Origin of the sequence: Paenibacillus silagei (assembly GCF_017874735.1) — a bacterium.
GTDB classification, from domain to species: domain Bacteria; phylum Bacillota; class Bacilli; order Paenibacillales; family Paenibacillaceae; genus Paenibacillus_AQ; species Paenibacillus_AQ silagei.
On record NZ_JAGGLV010000015.1, the window covers coordinates 183,512 to 200,270 of the forward strand.

The 16,759-nt window shown below is 54.9% G+C and carries 16 protein-coding genes; 13 read left to right on the top strand and 3 right to left on the bottom strand.

Going from position 1 to position 16,759, the window contains the following annotated elements; all coding sequences use genetic code 11:
- Positions 1-7 precede the first annotated feature (7 nt).
- Positions 8-1,102 (bottom strand): M24 family metallopeptidase, encoded by a 1,095-nt coding sequence (locus tag J2Z70_RS21490; RefSeq protein ID WP_209876646.1) that lies wholly within the window; start codon positions 1,100-1,102, stop codon positions 8-10.
- A gap of 174 nt (positions 1,103-1,276) precedes the next feature.
- Between J2Z70_RS21490 and J2Z70_RS21495 the strand changes: the two genes are divergently transcribed.
- From J2Z70_RS21495 to J2Z70_RS21505, 3 genes are all read left to right on the top strand, one after another.
- Positions 1,277-2,482, top strand: coding sequence for a PQQ-dependent sugar dehydrogenase (locus J2Z70_RS21495; RefSeq protein WP_209876602.1), 1,206 nt, complete (start codon positions 1,277-1,279; stop codon positions 2,480-2,482).
- A gap of 135 nt (positions 2,483-2,617) precedes the next feature.
- Positions 2,618-3,460 (top strand): SDR family oxidoreductase, encoded by an 843-nt coding sequence (locus tag J2Z70_RS21500; protein ID WP_209876648.1) that lies wholly within the window; start codon positions 2,618-2,620, stop codon positions 3,458-3,460.
- Between the two features lie 118 nt (positions 3,461-3,578).
- Positions 3,579-4,082 (top strand): GNAT family N-acetyltransferase, encoded by a 504-nt coding sequence (locus tag J2Z70_RS21505; RefSeq protein ID WP_209876604.1) that lies wholly within the window; start codon positions 3,579-3,581, stop codon positions 4,080-4,082.
- A 19-nt stretch (positions 4,083-4,101) separates the two neighbouring features.
- Here the strand turns inward: J2Z70_RS21505 and J2Z70_RS21510 are convergent, their stop codons facing one another.
- On the bottom strand, positions 4,102-4,455 hold the full coding sequence (locus J2Z70_RS21510; RefSeq protein WP_036727611.1) for a winged helix-turn-helix transcriptional regulator: 354 nt from the start codon (positions 4,453-4,455) through the stop codon (positions 4,102-4,104).
- A 90-nt stretch (positions 4,456-4,545) separates the two neighbouring features.
- On the opposite strand from J2Z70_RS21510, the gene J2Z70_RS21515 reads away from it, so the two are divergent.
- From J2Z70_RS21515 to J2Z70_RS21550, 8 genes are all read left to right on the top strand, one after another.
- A complete protein-coding gene (locus J2Z70_RS21515; protein ID WP_209876606.1) occupies positions 4,546-4,806 on the top strand; it encodes a YqkE family protein in 261 nt (86 codons plus the stop codon).
- Positions 4,807-5,168: 362 nt separating this feature from the next.
- Positions 5,169-6,608, top strand: a complete 1,440-nt coding sequence (locus tag J2Z70_RS21520; RefSeq protein ID WP_245368408.1) for an RtcB family protein — start codon at positions 5,169-5,171, stop codon at positions 6,606-6,608.
- A 2-nt stretch (positions 6,609-6,610) separates the two neighbouring features.
- Positions 6,611-7,897 carry an ATP-binding protein gene (locus J2Z70_RS21525; protein WP_209876608.1) on the top strand — a complete coding sequence of 429 codons (1,287 nt, stop codon included), beginning with the start codon at positions 6,611-6,613 and terminating at the stop codon, positions 7,895-7,897.
- 575 nt (positions 7,898-8,472) lie between these two features.
- Positions 8,473-8,976 carry a sigma-70 family RNA polymerase sigma factor gene (locus J2Z70_RS21530; protein WP_209876610.1) on the top strand — a complete coding sequence of 168 codons (504 nt, stop codon included), beginning with the start codon at positions 8,473-8,475 and terminating at the stop codon, positions 8,974-8,976.
- Positions 8,969-10,180 carry an anti-sigma factor gene (locus J2Z70_RS21535; RefSeq protein ID WP_209876612.1) on the top strand — a complete coding sequence of 404 codons (1,212 nt, stop codon included), beginning with the start codon at positions 8,969-8,971 and terminating at the stop codon, positions 10,178-10,180. Before J2Z70_RS21530 ends, J2Z70_RS21535 begins: the two co-directional genes overlap by 8 nt.
- A gap of 181 nt (positions 10,181-10,361) precedes the next feature.
- The gene (locus J2Z70_RS21540) at positions 10,362-10,868 is read left to right on the top strand and encodes a metallophosphoesterase family protein (RefSeq protein WP_036727618.1); all 507 of its coding nucleotides are present in this window, start codon (positions 10,362-10,364) and stop codon (positions 10,866-10,868) included.
- A 15-nt stretch (positions 10,869-10,883) separates the two neighbouring features.
- Positions 10,884-11,342 (top strand): GNAT family N-acetyltransferase, encoded by a 459-nt coding sequence (locus J2Z70_RS21545; protein ID WP_036727920.1) that lies wholly within the window; start codon positions 10,884-10,886, stop codon positions 11,340-11,342.
- Positions 11,343-11,367: 25 nt separating this feature from the next.
- Positions 11,368-12,078 carry an HAD family hydrolase gene (locus J2Z70_RS21550; protein ID WP_342593041.1) on the top strand — a complete coding sequence of 237 codons (711 nt, stop codon included), beginning with the start codon at positions 11,368-11,370 and terminating at the stop codon, positions 12,076-12,078.
- 346 nt (positions 12,079-12,424) lie between these two features.
- Here J2Z70_RS21550 and J2Z70_RS21555 read toward each other — a convergent pair whose 3' ends face one another.
- Positions 12,425-13,558: an FAD:protein FMN transferase gene (locus J2Z70_RS21555; RefSeq protein WP_209876616.1), complete on the bottom strand. Its 1,134-nt coding sequence runs from the start codon at positions 13,556-13,558 to the stop codon at positions 12,425-12,427.
- 240 nt (positions 13,559-13,798) lie between these two features.
- Between J2Z70_RS21555 and J2Z70_RS21560 the strand changes: the two genes are divergently transcribed.
- Both J2Z70_RS21560 and J2Z70_RS21565 read left to right on the top strand, forming a co-directional pair.
- Positions 13,799-14,371, top strand: coding sequence for a TetR/AcrR family transcriptional regulator (locus J2Z70_RS21560; RefSeq protein WP_076081854.1), 573 nt, complete (start codon positions 13,799-13,801; stop codon positions 14,369-14,371).
- Between the two features lie 201 nt (positions 14,372-14,572).
- Positions 14,573-16,327 (top strand): SGNH/GDSL hydrolase family protein, encoded by a 1,755-nt coding sequence (locus J2Z70_RS21565; RefSeq protein WP_209876618.1) that lies wholly within the window; start codon positions 14,573-14,575, stop codon positions 16,325-16,327.
- Positions 16,328-16,759: the final 432 nt, after the last annotated feature.

A 16,759-nucleotide genomic window follows, 5' to 3' on the forward strand; every position in this document is an offset into this window, starting at 1 on the left:
AGCAGAATTACAGGTTAAGCACTGTCCATTCTTTGGGGAAGCGGGTCAGCGTCTGCGGACCTTCGGCGGTGACCAGCACATCATCCTCAATGCGCACACCGCCGAGACCCGGCACATAAATTCCCGGCTCTACGGTGAAGACGTTGCCGTTCTGGATAATGTCCTTATTGAGCCCGTGCAGCGAAGGATATTCATGGGTGTCCATGCCCAGCCCGTGTCCGACACGGTGCATGAAGTACTCCCCGTAACCTGCGGCGTCAATGACATCACGTGCCGCCTTGTCGACAGAACCGAAGGACGCTCCGGCCACGGAGGCGGCAATGCCCGCTTCATTGGCAGCAAGCACAGCACTATATATATCACGCAGTCTGCTGTCCACTTCACCTACCGCGAAGGTGCGGGTAATATCGGAAGCGTAGCCTCCGGCATACACACCGAGGTCGAACATAAGCAGATCGCCCGGCTGAATAAGGCGTTCGCCCGGTACGCCGTGTGGGAGGGCCGTTTTCGGACCGGACAGCACCATCGTGTCGAAGGAGGGGCCGGAGGCACCGGTTTTTTTCATCAGATACTCCAGCTCCGCTACCAGTTCAATCTCGCTGACGCCGGCTTTGACATGCGCCAGACCCTGACGGAGAACCTCCTCCACCAGCTCGGCGGCATGCTGCATGATGCGCACTTCCTCCGGGGTCTTGATCGCGCGCATCGCCCGTAGCAGATGGCCGATATCCTGGTAGGAACCGGCGGCGACCGCTTCTGCGAGGAGTTCATACCGGCTGACGGAGAAGTGTTCCTTCTCGATGCCGATGCTGCCCGGACTAACATTGCCGAAGCGTGACTTCAGCAGAGCGTACGGGTTGTCCGTGTCACTGTGTGTCAGAATCGTCTTCACCGAGGAGGCGGCATGCGCGGCTTCGGCGTCCAGCGCCGGAACGATCAGCACCGGTTCCTCGCCCCGGATCAGCAGCAGGCCCAGAAAACGTTCATGCGGGTTGCTGGCAAAGCCCGTCAAATAGTACACATGCTTGGGATCGGTTACTAGCAGGGCATCCAGGCTTGCGGCTGCCATGTCCTGCTCCAGTTGTTGCAGAGCTGCATTCATTTCATTAGTTCCCCTTTCATCTACACGCTTGAACAGCAATGTTCCCATTATAATTCATAAAAATGGATGCTGCACCTCCCGTTATCACTGCAGCCTCAGTCGTTTGAGGAAGAGAAGCACAGGGTAATAGTTGCCACAATCAGGATCTGATAATACTTGAAGGAGGTTAGGAATATGAATGGATCAAAAATAAGGTTGCTCTCCCGGACCTGTCTGCTGCGTGTAACACTGGTCTTGCTGATAACGTTGCTTTCAGCCTGCACTTCTGCTGCACAGGAGGATAGTCTGCAGGAGAATGGGGCAGAAGGCAGTCCGCCGGTCAACGCCCAGCCTGATGAAGCTCCGGGTGTATCCCCGGATTTCCCCTATACTGCTGAGACTTTAGCCAGCGGACTGGAGGTTCCCTGGGAGATGGCGTTTGCAGCGGATGGACGAATTTTCATTACAGAGCGTTCCGGCAGCCTGCGTGTCATGGAGAACGGCAAGCTGCGCGATGCTCCGCTGCTGAAGCTCTCGGATCCTTTTGTCAGCAAGGGAGAAGGCGGGCTCTTGGGGCTTGCGCTGGATTCTGATTTTGAGCAGAATGGACGGGCTTATGTCTACCACACATACCGTACCGAAGAGGGCGAACCGGCGAACCGGGTGCTGCAGCTTCAGATTGGAAGCAGCTCAGCAGAGATCAGCCGGGTTCTGCTGGATCATATCCCGGGCGACACCAACCACAACGGCGGGCGGATCAAGATTGGCCCGGACGGGTACTTGTACATCACCACAGGTGACCGCTATGATCCGGAGCTGGCGCAGGACAAGGATAATCTGGGCGGCAAAATCCTGCGGATTACGGCCAGCGGCTCCATCCCCGAAGACAACCCGTGGCCCGGATCGCCGGTCTACAGCATGGGTCACCGCAATGCCCAGGGGCTGGCCTGGCAGCCGGAGAGCGGGGCGCTCTACAGCTCCGAGCATGGCCAGTCCAATCACGATGAGCTGAATCTCATCAAGGCCGGAGCCAATTATGGCTGGCCGCTGATCGAAGGCGATGAGACCGGAGACGGCCAGCCGAAGCTGGTGACTCCGCTGGTCCACAGCGGAGAGGAGACCTGGGCTCCGTCAGGAATGACCTTCATTACGCAGGGACCCTGGGCCGGTGAGCTGCTGGTTGCCAATCTGGCCGGACAGCAGCTCCTAAGGGTATCGCTGCCGCCTGCGGGCGGAACGCCTTCCATTACCAGCCTGTTCAAGGAAAAGTACGGGCGAATCCGTAATGTGGCGGAAGGGCCGGATGGTACTCTGTACCTTATGACCAACAACCGCGACGGCAGAGGAGATCCGCAGGCGCAGGATGACCGGCTGATTGCGCTGCGTCCGGACTGGAAGTGAAGAATGGCCGTTTTTTGACTATGTTAACCCTCTGAAATGATGTAACATAACCTTAACTAGCATATACTTACTCGGATTAGGCCAGGCCGCTACAATTGCCTATAGGACCTATATGCAGGAGAGGGGAAGATGTCCATGCAAGGAAAAACGGTGCTGGTCACCGGCGCAAACTCCGGGATGGGGCTGGCTACAACCGTGGAAATGGCCCGCAGGGGAGCAACTGTCATTATGGCCTGCCGCAGCCTTAAGCGGGGGGGAGAGGCTCTTGCCGAAGCGGTGCGGCAGAGCGGCTCCAGCCAGATCCGGCTGATGCTGTGCGATCTCGCTTCCTTCGATAGCATTCGCGCTTTTGCCGGGGAGTTCACTGCCGAATATCCTGTGCTGGATGTTCTGATCAATAACGCAGGGGTGGTAGCGCTGAAGCGTGAGCTGACAGCAGATGGCTACGAGCTGGATCTGGGCGTGAATCATCTGGGGCACTTTCTGCTGACCCACCTGCTGCTGGATAACCTCAAGGCTGCTGAACAGGGGCGGATTGTTGTCGTGGCATCGGGAGCGTATAAGATCGGCAAGCTCTATCTGGAGGATCATACGCTGTCGCGCGGCTTCAATCCGGCCAAAGCGTACGGCCGCTCCAAGCTGGCGAATATTCTCTTCACCCGTGAGCTGGCTGCGCGCCTGAAGGGAACGCAGGTGACGGTGAACAGCCTGCATCCGGGTGCAGTGGGAACGAGCATCGGCGTGAACCGGGAGACGGGCTTCGGACGCCGGGTTCTGAAGCTGGTGTCCTACTTCTTCCTCACTCCAGAGCAGGGGGCGGATACGGCCATCTATCTGGCGACTGCACCGGAGCTGGACGGGGTAAGCGGGCAATATTATTACCGCCGCAAGATCAAGGAACTGACGCCACGGGCGGAGGATACAGAAGCGGCCGCACGATTATGGAAGTGGAGTCTGGAGCAGACGGGACTTGAGTAATGTGGTTTCAGTAGGGTTGCTTCAGCATTGCTGCAACTGTAGAGCTACTGCGTAATATGATCGGCTTGGAGTATAATTAATGTACAGTGCTTATACCACAATTAGGAGGAAATAGAGCATGGAATGGCAGGCTTATAACATAGAGGATGCACGAATTGAGGATTTGGGAGCAATTGTGGAGATCTATAATTCAACGGTTGCCGGAAGAGTGGTAACTGCGGATCTTGAACCGGTTAGCGTGGAGGAGCGGGTGGGATGGTTCCATGAGCATAGCAGCCATCACCGGCCGCTGTGGGTACTGAGACAGGGCGGCGAGATCGCGGCCTGGTTCAGCTTCCAGTCGTTCTACGGACGTCCGGCCTATAATGGAACAGCAGAGATTAGTGTCTATGTAAATGAGAAATTCCGCGGCAGCGGTGCGGGAAGTATTCTGCTCGCCAAGGCAGTGGAGGAATGTCCGCGCCTTGGGCTGCAGAATCTGGTCGGGTTCGTATTCGGCCATAACGAGCCCAGCCTCGCCCTGCTGCGGAAGTTCGAATTCAAAGAATGGGGGCTTTTGCCGGGAGTCGCGGTGCTTGACGGCATCCCGCGCGATCTGGTCATCATCGGCCGCAAGCTGTAAATATATAAATCAACAGGCCTTATTGAGGTTGCGGAGGAGCGCTGAAGGCGGAACGGCATTCCTCTTCCGTAATCCATGATTCCGACCAGACCTGGAGATCGCGGATGACGGATTCCAGCGCCCGGCCTTTGCCTGTAAGCGAATACTGGATGCGGACGGGGGTCTCAGGGAATACCTCGCGCAGCACGATGCCTTCCTGCTCCAGCTCCTTCAGCCGTTCGGACAGCAGCCGGCCGCTGACAGGCAGCGAGGACTCAATTTCCCCGAAGCGCTGGGGACCCTGCAAAAGCTGATAGATGATTAAGCCCGTCCAGCGTCTGCCGATAATATCCATGCTTTTTTGTAATCTTGGACATAACTCTGTGGATTTCATTAGGCTCACCTCTTACTGTACATTATAAACGAAAAGACCTGTGCCTAAAACAAATTTTAAGGATTATAGCCGCATGAAAGGATGATTCCCATGGCAAAAAAGAAGAAGAACACACCGGCCCCGCGCCCTGCGGCAACGGATGCTCCGGCAACCCTGAAGGATATGCTGAGCGGCGAGGTTCTGGAGAAGCTAAAGGCGCAGTCCGATGCGCTCAAGGCAGAAGAACGGGACAAGATGGAGGCTGTCCTAAAGGCAGCCGAGGATAAGCGCAAGGCGGAGCAGAAGCGGCTGGAGAATGATTTCGGCCATCTGCTGGAGAACAGCAATCAGGACTGGTCCAAATTTAAGTAAAATAATTTTTTACCAGAATAAGGGTTGACAATCTGCTGCAAGGCCATATATTATTGGGTTTATCATTTAGAGAAGGGAGGCTGACGGATCATGATTGGAACAAATGAACGGAACAGACAGCAGGATCACCTGACAACCGCATATGTACGATCTGATCTCATCGCCTTCGTCCGGAAGACATAATGCGCAGGGTATTGCTGCTGATGTCTGAACTGAATACGGGTGTGCTTTGAACGGGTGCAAGCTTCAACGGGAAGCTGCACTTAGCGCGCCGGGAGCCGCATGATCAGAACTGGTCTGCGGCTCTTTTTTGTGTACCTGGAAACCCAACCTGAGAGGAAATGAAAATAGATATGAATAGCATGAAGCAACAAGCGGAAGAGATGTCCCGCTATAAACATGAGGTGGCCCTTCCGGGCGGCGACCTCAAAATCTACGCCAGTGAGCAATTATTCGGCACGCTGGATTACAAGGTCTTGGAGATGGCTAACAACAATCTGCAGATACCAAATATCGAATATATGAGCTATACCCCGGATGTGCATGTAGGCGTCGGAACCTGTATCGGCACTACGGCTGTCTGGGATGCCGAATCAGGCTATGTGTCGCCGTCCATTGTGGGCAGCGACATCGGCTGCGGAATGCGTGTGCATCTGACCAACCTGCACGTGGATGATCTGCGTGAAGTGAAGCTGCGCCGCAAGCTGGTCCGCGCGATTGAGAAATATCTGCCGATGGAGGCTCAACAGCGCGGCCACTACAGTGATATCCGGCTGGAGAATATCGTACGTAAGGGACTGCACGGACTGCCTAACAAGTATATCCCGGACAGCTACACGCCGAAGAAATCAAGTGCGCTATCCCATGTGGAGATCAGCAAGCTGGGCTTCGACGAAGAGATTCTGAATGAGCTGCCGGATATGGCCTGGCACCGGGGCCACCGCCAGCTCGGAACTCTTGGCGGCGGCAACCATTTCGTCGAGATTCAGGCGATTGAGATCGCGGAGGAGCAGCGGGAAGTGGCGGAAGCCTGGGGGCTGAAGGACGGGCAGATTGTCGTCATGATCCACTCCGGCTCACGGGCCTGGGGCGGCATGGTCAATCAATTCTGTACCCCGGCCTTCGCCAAGGTCATGGGCCAGCTGGGGCTGGGCAGCGCCGACCCGCGCTTGATCTATGCGCCTCTGGCGCATCCGCAGGCGCAGCGCTATGTTAATCTGATGTACTCGGCACTGAACTATGCGGTAGTGAACCGTCACCTGATTGCTTATGGAGTCCGTGAGGGCTTTCGAGACATCTTCGGCCCGAAGTGCGAGCTGCGAACCCTTTACGATCTGATGCACAATTATGCCTGGGAAGAGAAGACTTCCGCAGGCAGCAAGTTCGTCCACCGCAAAGGGGCCACCCGCGCTCTGCCTGCGGAGCATGCGGATAATCCGCGCCCTTATGCGGGGACCGGACATCCGGCGCTGATTCCCGGCTCGATGGGTACGGCCTCTTATATCATGGTCGGCCAGCCCGGAGGGGAAGAGAATTATTATTCCATCTGCCATGGTGCAGGACGTATCCGCTCCCGCTCGGCCACGAAGCGGCTGGTGAGTGTCCAGGAATTCTCCCGGTCGATGAAGGTGGGAACGGAAGACGAGATTGTCGTGAACCAGCATTCCCTGGAATCTATCATTGACGAATCCCCCCAAGCCTATAAGAATGTAGATGAGATCATAGAAAGCGTTACGGGGGCCGGCCTGGCTGCCGTTGTGGCCAAATGCAAGCCGCTCGCAGCGATAAAGGGGACGAAATAAGGATGGAGCAGGAGAACAAGAAACCGGCTGTAATCTATGAATATGATGAAGAGAGAGCCGGCATTATCAAAGGCTACGATGTGTATGCCCGCCTGGTGGACGGTATCCTTGAAGCCCTCTACACCCGGTACGGTGTCCGTTACGAGCTGTATGCCAGCGATGACCCCAACAGCGAATACTGGAAGCTGCTGGAGAACGATGTGCAGAGCGGGAATGCCGGGGTGGAGCATGTGGCGCGGATTTTTGACCGTCTGGAGGACCGGACCTTCGTGTTCGATGATGAGAAGGAGCAGCCGGAGTACCATATCCATCTGTCGGTCCGCAATAATGTGCTCGCTTATCCGGCGATGGGCATTGCGCTGGCGCGGGTTCCGGTGTTTCAGGAGAACGGCATTAACTTTCAGGATTATGTATTTGCCGCATCGGATCAGCAGCTGCAGTTCTTCCTTGGTAATGTGCGCAAGCGTCAGCGGGAGCAGAATATCAACAAGGTGACGGTGTTCACCGACCGGCGGAACGGGATTTCCCGTGAGGATGAGCCGATTACGCGTGCGGTTAGGCGTGAAGAGGTGATTTTGGACGCCGGTATCAAAAAAGAGATCTACCGCTCGCTTGATCAGTTCTTCGACAGCGACCGCAGCTTCTATGTGACCTATGATATCCCGTACAAGCGGGGAATTCTGCTCTACGGGCATCCGGGCAACGGCAAGACCACCCTGGTCAAATCCATTGCCGGAAGCGTGCCGGGACCGGTGCTCTATTGGCAGATTACGGAGTATACGAGCAGCGAATCGGTGAATGAGGTGTTCGAGGCTGCGGCCCGGCTGGCTCCGATGGTGCTCGTGATTGAGGACATCGACTCCATGCCGCAGGAGGTGCGCTCCTTCTTCCTCAACACGCTGGACGGGGCCACCTCCAAGGAGGGGATCTTCCTGATCGGCACGACCAATTACCCTGACAAAATCGACCCGGGTCTCATGAACCGCGCCGGGCGCTTCGACCGGGCCTATGAGATCAAGATGCCAAGCGAGGCGTTGCGCCTTGAATATCTGCAGCTGCGCGGCTTCTCCGCCTTCGCAGGTGAGGAAGGCACGGTCACTGCTGCGCGTCTGACCGGGGATTTCTCCCTGACCCAGCTCGGCGAGCTGTATGTCAGTGCCGCACTGGAATGGCATGAGAACGGCACGGCAGATGTGGAGCTTCTTGTGCGCGGCATGCGCGGCGAGCTGGACAAGGGCCGCAAACGGGAATGGATGAAGGACGCTTCGTCCAGCATCGGCTTTTATTGAGTAAAATACGTGGAGAGCAGGCTGCCAGCGCGAATGAGGCTGGGGAATGAATCGCCAGAGTTAGCATACAGGGGGCCGGGAGGCTCCCTTTGTGCTGAATTTGAGCTCCTCCGCCGTTGCTGGCTGCTAGCCTTCGGTGTTTACAAATTAGAGGTTTTGGGGTCATCTGGGGAGTTATGCGGACACAGAGGACGTTATTTGGCGAAAAAGACGGCTTTTCTGCTCGTATCGGACTCAGGAGCCCCTATATTGTATTGTGGAGCGTAAACGGAGGCTGGAGAGGGGGCTTAACGGCATCTGAGTCCGCCAGGCATGCGAAATGCTGTGTTCCGGCCAAATAAGGGATCTCCAGTCCGCAACGGGAGTGGCGGGGTTCGCACCCCCGCACATCGCGCCCCCTGCACGTCGCCCCCTGCACCATCGCATCTCGGCCCATTGCACCCTAGCGGATCCCGCACCACCGCCTCCGGGGAAGATGGACTTTGCTTGCGAACAAAATGGATGATTTCAGGAAATTTCGTACAGAGGTGTAACTTTTCGCATTCTCATACGTGGATGGAGTAAGGGGGGAGGAGATGGAGCCAAATTCGCTGGATGAACTATATGAACATTATGTTGACGACATCTACCGCTATCTGCGCTCCCTCTGCCAGGACCATCATGCGGCTGAAGATTTGATGCAGGATACCTTTTACCGGGCGTATCTGTATCTGGAGGATTGCCGGGAGGAGCGGATTAAGCCGTGGCTGTTCCGGGTCGCATATAATGCATTCGTGGATTATACGCGCAAAGAGAAGCGGAGTGTGGCGAAGGAAGGCGCGTATTTCAGCAGCCTGCCCCACCCGGAGACAACGGAAGGCACTCTGTTGAAGCAGGAACGGTGGGAGGAAGTGGCCAGGGCGCTTAGCCTGCTGCCGGAGGGGCAGCGTCATGCCTTGCTGCTGCACGATGTGCACGGGCTGAGCTATAAGGAAGCTGCTGGCATTATGGAGGTGGGCTTGTCCCAATACAAGATACTCGTATTCCGCGCCAGGCAGAAGCTGCGTGAAGCGGAGCGGAGGAGGAATGAGCATGAGTGAGGAGTTCAAAGAGAAGCTGCGCCTATACAGCGAGGGTACCCTCCCGGAGGAAGAACGTGAGGAGCTGGAGAGTGAGCTGGCGAAGCTTGAAGCGTATCAGTTGTATCTGGAGGAACAGATGGAGCAGGAGGAGCAGGACGGGCAGGTCACCGGGAGTTGGACCAAGACGGACCCGCAAGGAAGCGCAGCACCAGGGTTCAAGAAGGCGAAAAAGAAGCGAAGAGAGAAGTCCATTATTCGCCGGGGCAAATGGAAGGCGCGGATTAACAATACACTTACTGTATTTTCGGCGTTCCTGATCTTTACGGTCATTAGCAGTATTATCACAGTAGTCTTCTACAACACCGGAGACCGGGGTGACACTTACCGTGATGTGGTAGAATCAGCGATTGCCGTTACCCGCCCCAACACCACGGTGCGGCTGTCATCGGATGCACATTATTTTTTCCGGTTGGAGTTATCCGGGAATATGCTGAAGCAGGTGGGCAGCGAGAGCATTCAGGTTGGTAATTATTCACAGAATTTCCTTCTGGGACTGGCCAATAATGGTATATATAATTGGATGGATGAGCGGAACGGGTCTGGAAAAGTGTTCTATTATCCGTCTGAGGAGGGCGGCGCCGTTGGAGGGGATGATAATGACCAGTGGAAGAGGCTGGCGAAGCTTCCTGAAGGTACGGTTGCTGAGGCGTTTCTGTCACTCGGCCATTTATATACCACAGATGAACTCCTGAAGCAGCTGGAGCCGCTGAACCTTCAGCCTGTCTGGTTCGGTGCCGATACCGGACCTTCAACGAGGAATGACGATGTGGTTGTATATCCGCTTGGCTTCCCCTATCAGCCTATCTGGCATAAGGATGATATGAAGAAATCAGAGGTCACCAAGGAAAAAACAGGCTGGTTCAGCTCCGTATCCTCCTACAGCAGCGTGTCGCCTTCCGTTGAGGCATACGGGAGCGGAGAACTACGAGATGCCAATTTCATCAAGACCCTTAAGCTGCTGCAGCAGCATCAGACACTCGCGGGCAGAGCGGTGTATATCGAACAGTTAGACACCTCCGTGGCCTATCTGGAGCAGAACGGGGTGAAGCTCTACGGAGCCGTTGTCACTGGACCGGTCAAGGAGCTGCTGAAGCTGCGCGAGGCTTCATGGGTGAGTCACCTCCAGGTGGGTGAAGTGCGGCTGTGGAACTGGACGGAGTGAGGATCGCTATATATGAAAATGGCTAAAGGATCAGATCGCGATGCCCTGAAGCTTCAATTTGCATTCCCTCTTCAGGGCATCGTACAATGATAGAACGTAAACTTGGATTTGAACATAAAAATGGCTGGGAATCGCAGTTTACCGCGCTTCTTAGCCATTTTGAATAAGGAGGAGAATGCAGATGAAGATTGGAGTGGTATCGGATACACATCTCTCAAGCCGGGCCAAGGGGCTGCCGTCCGTGCTTATGAAGGAATTTCGCCAGGTGGATATCATTTTGCATTTGGGAGACTGGGTGTCGCCGGAGATTTACGATATGCTCGCCGAGCTTGCTCCGGTAGAGGGGATTGCCGGGAACAACGATGGCTATGAGATTATTGAGCGCTTCGGCGAGAGCAAGATCCTTACGCTTGAAGGCATGCGCATCGGAATGATTCACGGACACGCTCCGTATTCCCGCAAAGGGACGGACGGTAATGCGCTGCTCGCTTTTGAAGGCCAGGACGTAGATTGCATTCTCTTCGGGCATTCCCATCAGCCGCTGATGCGCCGGGAGAACGGGATTCTGCTGTTCAACCCCGGATCGCCCACGGACAAACGCAGGGAGAAGCAATATTCCTTCGGCCTGATGGATATTGAGGATGGTAAGATTACCGCCCGTCATGTCTTTTATGATTCCAGGGAATAAGGGGGATTACCTTTGTTGAATTATCGTTTTGAACGGGCAGGTCTTGAGGATGTGGAGGAGCTTGTACCGCTGTTCGATGAATACCGCAGCTTCTACGGCCAGCAGCCGGACAGGGAAGCCGCCAGGGAATTCCTGCAGACAAGACTGGAGAACGGAGAGTCTGTTGTCTTCATGGCTGTTGCCGGTGAAGGTGAAGACAGGCGGATCTATGGGATAGCGCAGCTGTATCCCTCATTCTCTTCCATTACGGTTCAGCCGGTGTGGATACTGAATGATCTGTTTGTGACGCAGGAGCAGCGGGGACAGGGACTGGGCTCACTGCTGCTTGAAGGCGTGAAGGGATTCGCGCAGGGGACAGGCGCCAAGGGTTTGACGCTATCCACCATGACAACCAATACCGGTGCACAGCGTCTATACGAAGCTCAGGGTTATGAGCGGGACGAGAGCTTTTTCACTTATCATTTATATTTCTGAAGATATAGTTAGGAGAGTTATAGTGGTGGAGACAAGCAGTAAGCTGGCTGTATTTTTTGATCTGGATGATACACTATATGACCACCTGGTCCCCTTCAGGGAAGCTGTACGTGAGGTGCTGGCCCCTGAGGAGGACAAGCTGGATTATGCGGAGCTGTTCTACACGGTAAGGCATCATAGCGACTTGCTGTGGCCGAAGTATCTGCGCGGGGAGATGGAGCTGGAGGAGACACGGGTGCTGCGGCTGGAGCTGGCTTTTGCCGAATATGGGTTGCCGCTCAACCGGGAGCAGGCGGTGCAGATACAGGCCTCCTATATTGCCCGCCAGTACACGATTGAGATGATTGACGGCGTAGCAGAGCAGCTTCAGCGGTTCATTAGCCTGGGCCATCCGGTAGGCATTATCACCAACGGCCCGCAGGAGCACCAGATGGGCAAGCTGCGCGGGCTGGGCATCGACCGGATCATTCCCCCGGAGATGATCTTCATCTCGGATGCTGTCGGTCTGGCGAAGCCGGACCCGGCCATCTTCGCTCATGTCAACAGGGTGACGGGAACTACACCGGAGAACAGCCTTTATGTGGGCGATACCTGGGCCAACGATGTAGTAGGCGCGCTGGCGGCAGGCTGGAAGGTATGCTGGTACAATCCGCGCGGGCGGCAGCCGGGCACGGACCATAGGCCGAGCTATATCTTCAAGAATTATAAGGAGTTCAGCGGGCTGCCGCTGGTGTGAGAGCTGAGTGATTACAAAGGCGTGTCCGATAATACAAACAAAGGTGCCTTCCATAATGGAGGGCACCTTTTGGGTGTTTTGGCGTCGAGGGATGTGCCCCGCGCTTCATAGCCAGTAACATTTTCACTGAAATCCTGCAAGAATTACAACAATCCTGTCTCATAGAAGCGATTTATGCTGAAATCCTGCCCAAAATGCAACAATTCCAGTGCTAACTTGCGCTAACCACCGGAATTTGTGCAAATTATGCAACATTGTACTTCAGCCGGTAAATCGGAATAGAGGAATCCTGCAATATGTGCAACAATTCTCTATCCAGCGGCCGGTGAGGGAAGGCATCAGCAGCCTAGTCCGCGAATTGGTAAGTCGAATCGGTCAGATTCAGCCGTTTCTTCAGCTCAGAGGTGGCATAGATCTTGTTGTCGTCTGTAATGAAGAAGGCCTCCACCTTCTCCGGCAGCGCTTCGAGATATTTCATGCCTTCTTCCAGGCCCATGAGGAACACACCGGTGGAAAGAGCGTCCGCGTCTGTCGCGTTGGGGCTCATGATGGTGATACTCTTCAGCCCGTTCTGGGAAGGAAAGCCTGTACGCGGATCGAGGATATGGTGGTAACGCACTCCGTCCTGCATGAAGAAGCGCTCATATACCCCGGAAGCATCAATGACCTCATCGGTAATCTTAATCGTGCCCAGCTGGGTGCCCCGGCTCTGATCGGGGTCCTGCAGGCCGATATTCCACTGGGAGCCGTTCGGCTTGTTGCCAAGGGCGATAATGCTGCTGCCGCCGAGATTGATCATTGCGCTGTTCAGGCCCTGAGCCTTGAGATAGTCGGCGATCCGGTCAGCCGCATAGCCTTTGCCGATTCCGCCCATGTCCAGCACCATGCCTTCTTTGGCCAGCTTGACCGTCTTCGCAGCCTCATCAACAATCACATCCTTGTAATTGACCAGACTCCGGGCCTTGTCGATCGCCGCCTGGTCAGGCACATGCTCCCCGCCTTCGCCGATCGCCCATAGATCCACAAGCGGGCCAACCGTCGGATCATACAGCCCGTCCATTTCCTCAGCATATTTGAGGGAGAGCTTCACGATATCCAGTGTTTCATCAGACACAGCAACGGCTTCTTTGCCGGCGGCTTGATTCACCGCGTACAATTCCCCGTTCGTCTTGGTGCGGCTGAACTCGATATCCATCCGTTCCAGCATAGCCTGAATATCATCCATGTTCTTCTGCTCTACCGTATTGCCGAACACCTTGATATTCACAACCGTATCATAAATATAAAACGTCTGCTCCAGGGACTTCGTATCGCCGTCTTTGGAGGCAGTAGCGCCAGGGGTTCCGGTAGCAGCAGGGCTGTCTTCACTCTTGTTGCCCATTGTAAGCCAGATTACCACAGCCGCAGCGATAATAACGACTAGAGCGGCCAGAATTACAACGGTTTTTTTGTTCTTAGATGTTTTTTTGATTTCAGACATATTCCACCATCCATACAATTAGTTTCGTGGTTGCATCTTTACTATCATACCCCAGAAAGAACGGCAATGGATACTCATTTGGTGACATTTTGTGCAGAAGAGCGGCTTGCGGAGTGCCGAATCCGGTGATATTTTGATGAAAATATTGTCTTCTTCCCGGTGGCGTGGTAAATTGGGTGGTAATTAATGACCGGAAATAAATTCTAGTCAATTTGTATTCTAGAGAATGGAGTGTTACCCATGTCCATTGACCGTAAAGCATTAATCCTGCAGGCAGCAACCCTGTCCTTTGTTCAATTTGGTTATAAGGCTACGACTATGGATCAGGTATCCAGAATTGCCAATGTGGGCAAAGGCACGATCTATACCTTTTTCAAAACCAAGGAAGAACTGTTCGAGGAAATTCTGGACAAGGCGACCTCTGAATTAACATCGGTGATGAGCCGTGTGGCTGCGCAGCAAACTTCCTTCGTACATAAGCTGCTTAATCTGCTGGATTCCATTCTGGAATTCCGCTTGGACCATGAGCTGTTCGTCAAGCTGGCCCAGGAGGTACGGGACATCGGTACGGCCCAGGCGCTCGAAGGCGTGAAGCGGATGGAGGGCTATGCGCTGGACTTCCTGCAGCAGCAGATTGAGGAGGCCATCGGGAGCGGAGAAGTGAAGCCTTGCGATGCCAGTGTGGCGGCGTTTATGATTCTGCGGATGTATCTGGCTCTGACCACGGAATGGAACAAATCCCATGAGCCGCTGGATCAGGACAAGATCAAAGAGCATATGATTCTGTTCATCTCCACCGGAATACTGCAATAGAGGCAAACAAGCGAATTGTTGTAATAACTAAACAGAGCTTCAGATTGTACGTTGAGCTGTTCCGGCACCCCGGGCTATAATGAAAGCGTTAATGAAGACGATTATGGCGCAGCTGAAGTCTAGAGCTGGCATGGCGGCGGGGTACTGCTGTCCTGTTCCAGATGGATGAGAGCGCCTTCAGACAAAGTGAGGCTGATGGTTATGGAAGAGTATAACAGCGGTATCGGGCTTGGCGGGCTGGAGGGTCCGGCGGCACCCCAAGATCCAGTGGAGCGCCGTGACGGCTTCTTCGTCATGTTCGAGACGGCGATTGAGGCAACCGCCCGGGCGGAGGGCAAGCCCTCGCAGGAGGTCTATCTGGAAGGCAATTATCTGATTGATAAGGCCAAATACATAGGCGGGGTTACGGATGAGCAGATGCTGGCGATGCTTAGAGACTGGACCGGCTTCCGCAAGCTGGTGCACAGCATTGGAGTGTCCGTGAAGACGGCGGAAGAAGGGGGAGCAGTCACTTTTCTTATGCAGAATTGGGGCAGAACCAGCAAGTATGAGACCGGCACGCAGCTGCGGGTCCCCTGCCCGGGCGATGGAACGGAAATCCTAGTGAAGCTGGAGGAGACAGAGTGGTCTGAGGAGGATGTGGCTCCTGGCAAATACGCTTTTGAATTCAGTAAGGAGGGGGAACTGGCGACAGCGAGCATCGTTCTCTACCTGAATGACGGGTACACGGCGCCTGAGCTGACAGCGGAACCTTCCGTAGACTTCGAGTCGTCTGCTTACCGCGCGATGATTGCGAAGTCTCTGCTGTATGCGGGCAATAACCGGCGGCTGAAGCGGGCTATGGACAAGGCTGAAAGCGGAGAGGATGTGACGATTGCTTATATTGGCGGGTCCATCACACAGGGGGCCGGAGCTAAGCCCATTCATACAGAATGCTATGCCTATCAGTCGTACTTAAGATTTAAGGAGCTATTCGGCAAGGAGGGTGGAGAGAATATTCATTTCATCAAGGCTGGGGTTGGCGGGACGCCCTCTGAGCTTGGGATGATCCGCTATGAGCGGGATGTGCTGAGGGATGGTGCAGCCGCTCCCGACATCGTAGTGGTGGAATTTGCCGTGAATGATGAAGGGGACGAGACGAAGGGCAACTGCTTCGAGAGTCTTTGTCTCAAAATCCTGTCTGCGCCGAACCAGCCTGCCGTCATTCTGCTGTTCAGTGTCTTCGTGAATGACTGGAACCTGCAGGACCGCCTCTCCCCGGTAGGCAGACGCTATAATCTCCCGATGGTCAGTGTCAAAGATGCAGTAACAGAGCAGTTCCGGCTGAGCAAGGCCGAAGGAAATATCATCTCCAAGCGGCAATTCTTCTACGATATCTATCACCCCACGAATGACGGGCACCGCGTAATGGCGGACTCCCTGGGCTACCTTTTCGCCGAGACCGCCCGGATGGGATTGGATGAAAAGGAGCAGGATATGCTGGCGGGACCGCCTGAGCTCGGCAATGATTTTGCCCATGTCCGGCTGCTGGACCGTATAAGTGATCTGGGCAGCGCAGGTACTGCGATTGCTATTGAAGCAGGCGGCTTCCACGGTACGGATGAGGAGCTGCAGCAGGTGGAGATGGATGCCAATCCGTTCGGCACTCCGCAATTCCCGCATAACTGGATGCACACGGCTGCGTCCGGTGAGGATCGCTTCAGGCTGACAATCACCAGCAAGAATCTGATCCTGGTCTTCAAGGATTCGGGCAACCCGGATGTAGGCAAGGCGGAGGTCTATGTGGACGGCAAGCTGGTTCTGACGGCAGATCCGCATGTGAATAGCTGGACGCACTGCAACGCTGTGATTCTATACAACAATGAGCAGAGCGGGGAGCATGTGGTGGAGATCCGGATGGCGCCGGAGGATCAGGACAAGAGCTTCACGATCCTGGGCTTTGGCTATACGGCTTAAGAATAATATAAAGGTGCCACAGAGGCCGCAATGAAGCAGCTGCCTGTGGCACCCTTTTTGCGTTAAAGGGGAATCCGAAAAACCGATTACAATGGGCTGGACGAGGGTGAGGGGGGGCCAAAAGTAGTCGAAAAACCGACCATAATGGGACCGGGGGCAGCGCGTAGGCCGAATGTAGTCGAAAAACAGGCATGACAAACCGACCATAATGGGACCGGGGGCAGCGCGTAGGCCAAATGTAGTCGAAAAACAGGCATGACAAGACAGAGGCCTTGTCACCCCCCAGGAATGAAAATAAGTGGGTGGCATCCGTCGCATCCATTCTAAATGAGGCTGTAGTCGTCAACACTACATATACAAATCAAAGGGCGGAAACGGTTACTGGGACACACCCCGTGCGAAAAACCGTTCTATTGCGCTTTTCGAGCATCG

Coding starts and splice junctions, on each gene's coding strand:
- J2Z70_RS21490 (WP_209876646.1), bottom strand. CDS start 1,102: ATGAATGCAGCTCTGCAACAACTGGAGCAGGACATGGCAGCCGCAAGC.
- J2Z70_RS21495 (WP_209876602.1), top strand. CDS start 1,277: ATGAATGGATCAAAAATAAGGTTGCTCTCCCGGACCTGTCTGCTGCGT.
- J2Z70_RS21500 (WP_209876648.1), top strand. CDS start 2,618: ATGCAAGGAAAAACGGTGCTGGTCACCGGCGCAAACTCCGGGATGGGG.
- J2Z70_RS21505 (WP_209876604.1), top strand. CDS start 3,579: ATGGAATGGCAGGCTTATAACATAGAGGATGCACGAATTGAGGATTTG.
- J2Z70_RS21510 (WP_036727611.1), bottom strand. CDS start 4,455: ATGAAATCCACAGAGTTATGTCCAAGATTACAAAAAAGCATGGATATT.
- J2Z70_RS21515 (WP_209876606.1), top strand. CDS start 4,546: ATGGCAAAAAAGAAGAAGAACACACCGGCCCCGCGCCCTGCGGCAACG.
- J2Z70_RS21520 (WP_245368408.1), top strand. CDS start 5,169: ATGAAGCAACAAGCGGAAGAGATGTCCCGCTATAAACATGAGGTGGCC.
- J2Z70_RS21525 (WP_209876608.1), top strand. CDS start 6,611: ATGGAGCAGGAGAACAAGAAACCGGCTGTAATCTATGAATATGATGAA.
- J2Z70_RS21530 (WP_209876610.1), top strand. CDS start 8,473: ATGGAGCCAAATTCGCTGGATGAACTATATGAACATTATGTTGACGAC.
- J2Z70_RS21535 (WP_209876612.1), top strand. CDS start 8,969: ATGAGTGAGGAGTTCAAAGAGAAGCTGCGCCTATACAGCGAGGGTACC.
- J2Z70_RS21540 (WP_036727618.1), top strand. CDS start 10,362: ATGAAGATTGGAGTGGTATCGGATACACATCTCTCAAGCCGGGCCAAG.
- J2Z70_RS21555 (WP_209876616.1), bottom strand. CDS start 13,558: ATGTCTGAAATCAAAAAAACATCTAAGAACAAAAAAACCGTTGTAATT.
- J2Z70_RS21560 (WP_076081854.1), top strand. CDS start 13,799: ATGTCCATTGACCGTAAAGCATTAATCCTGCAGGCAGCAACCCTGTCC.
- J2Z70_RS21565 (WP_209876618.1), top strand. CDS start 14,573: ATGGAAGAGTATAACAGCGGTATCGGGCTTGGCGGGCTGGAGGGTCCG.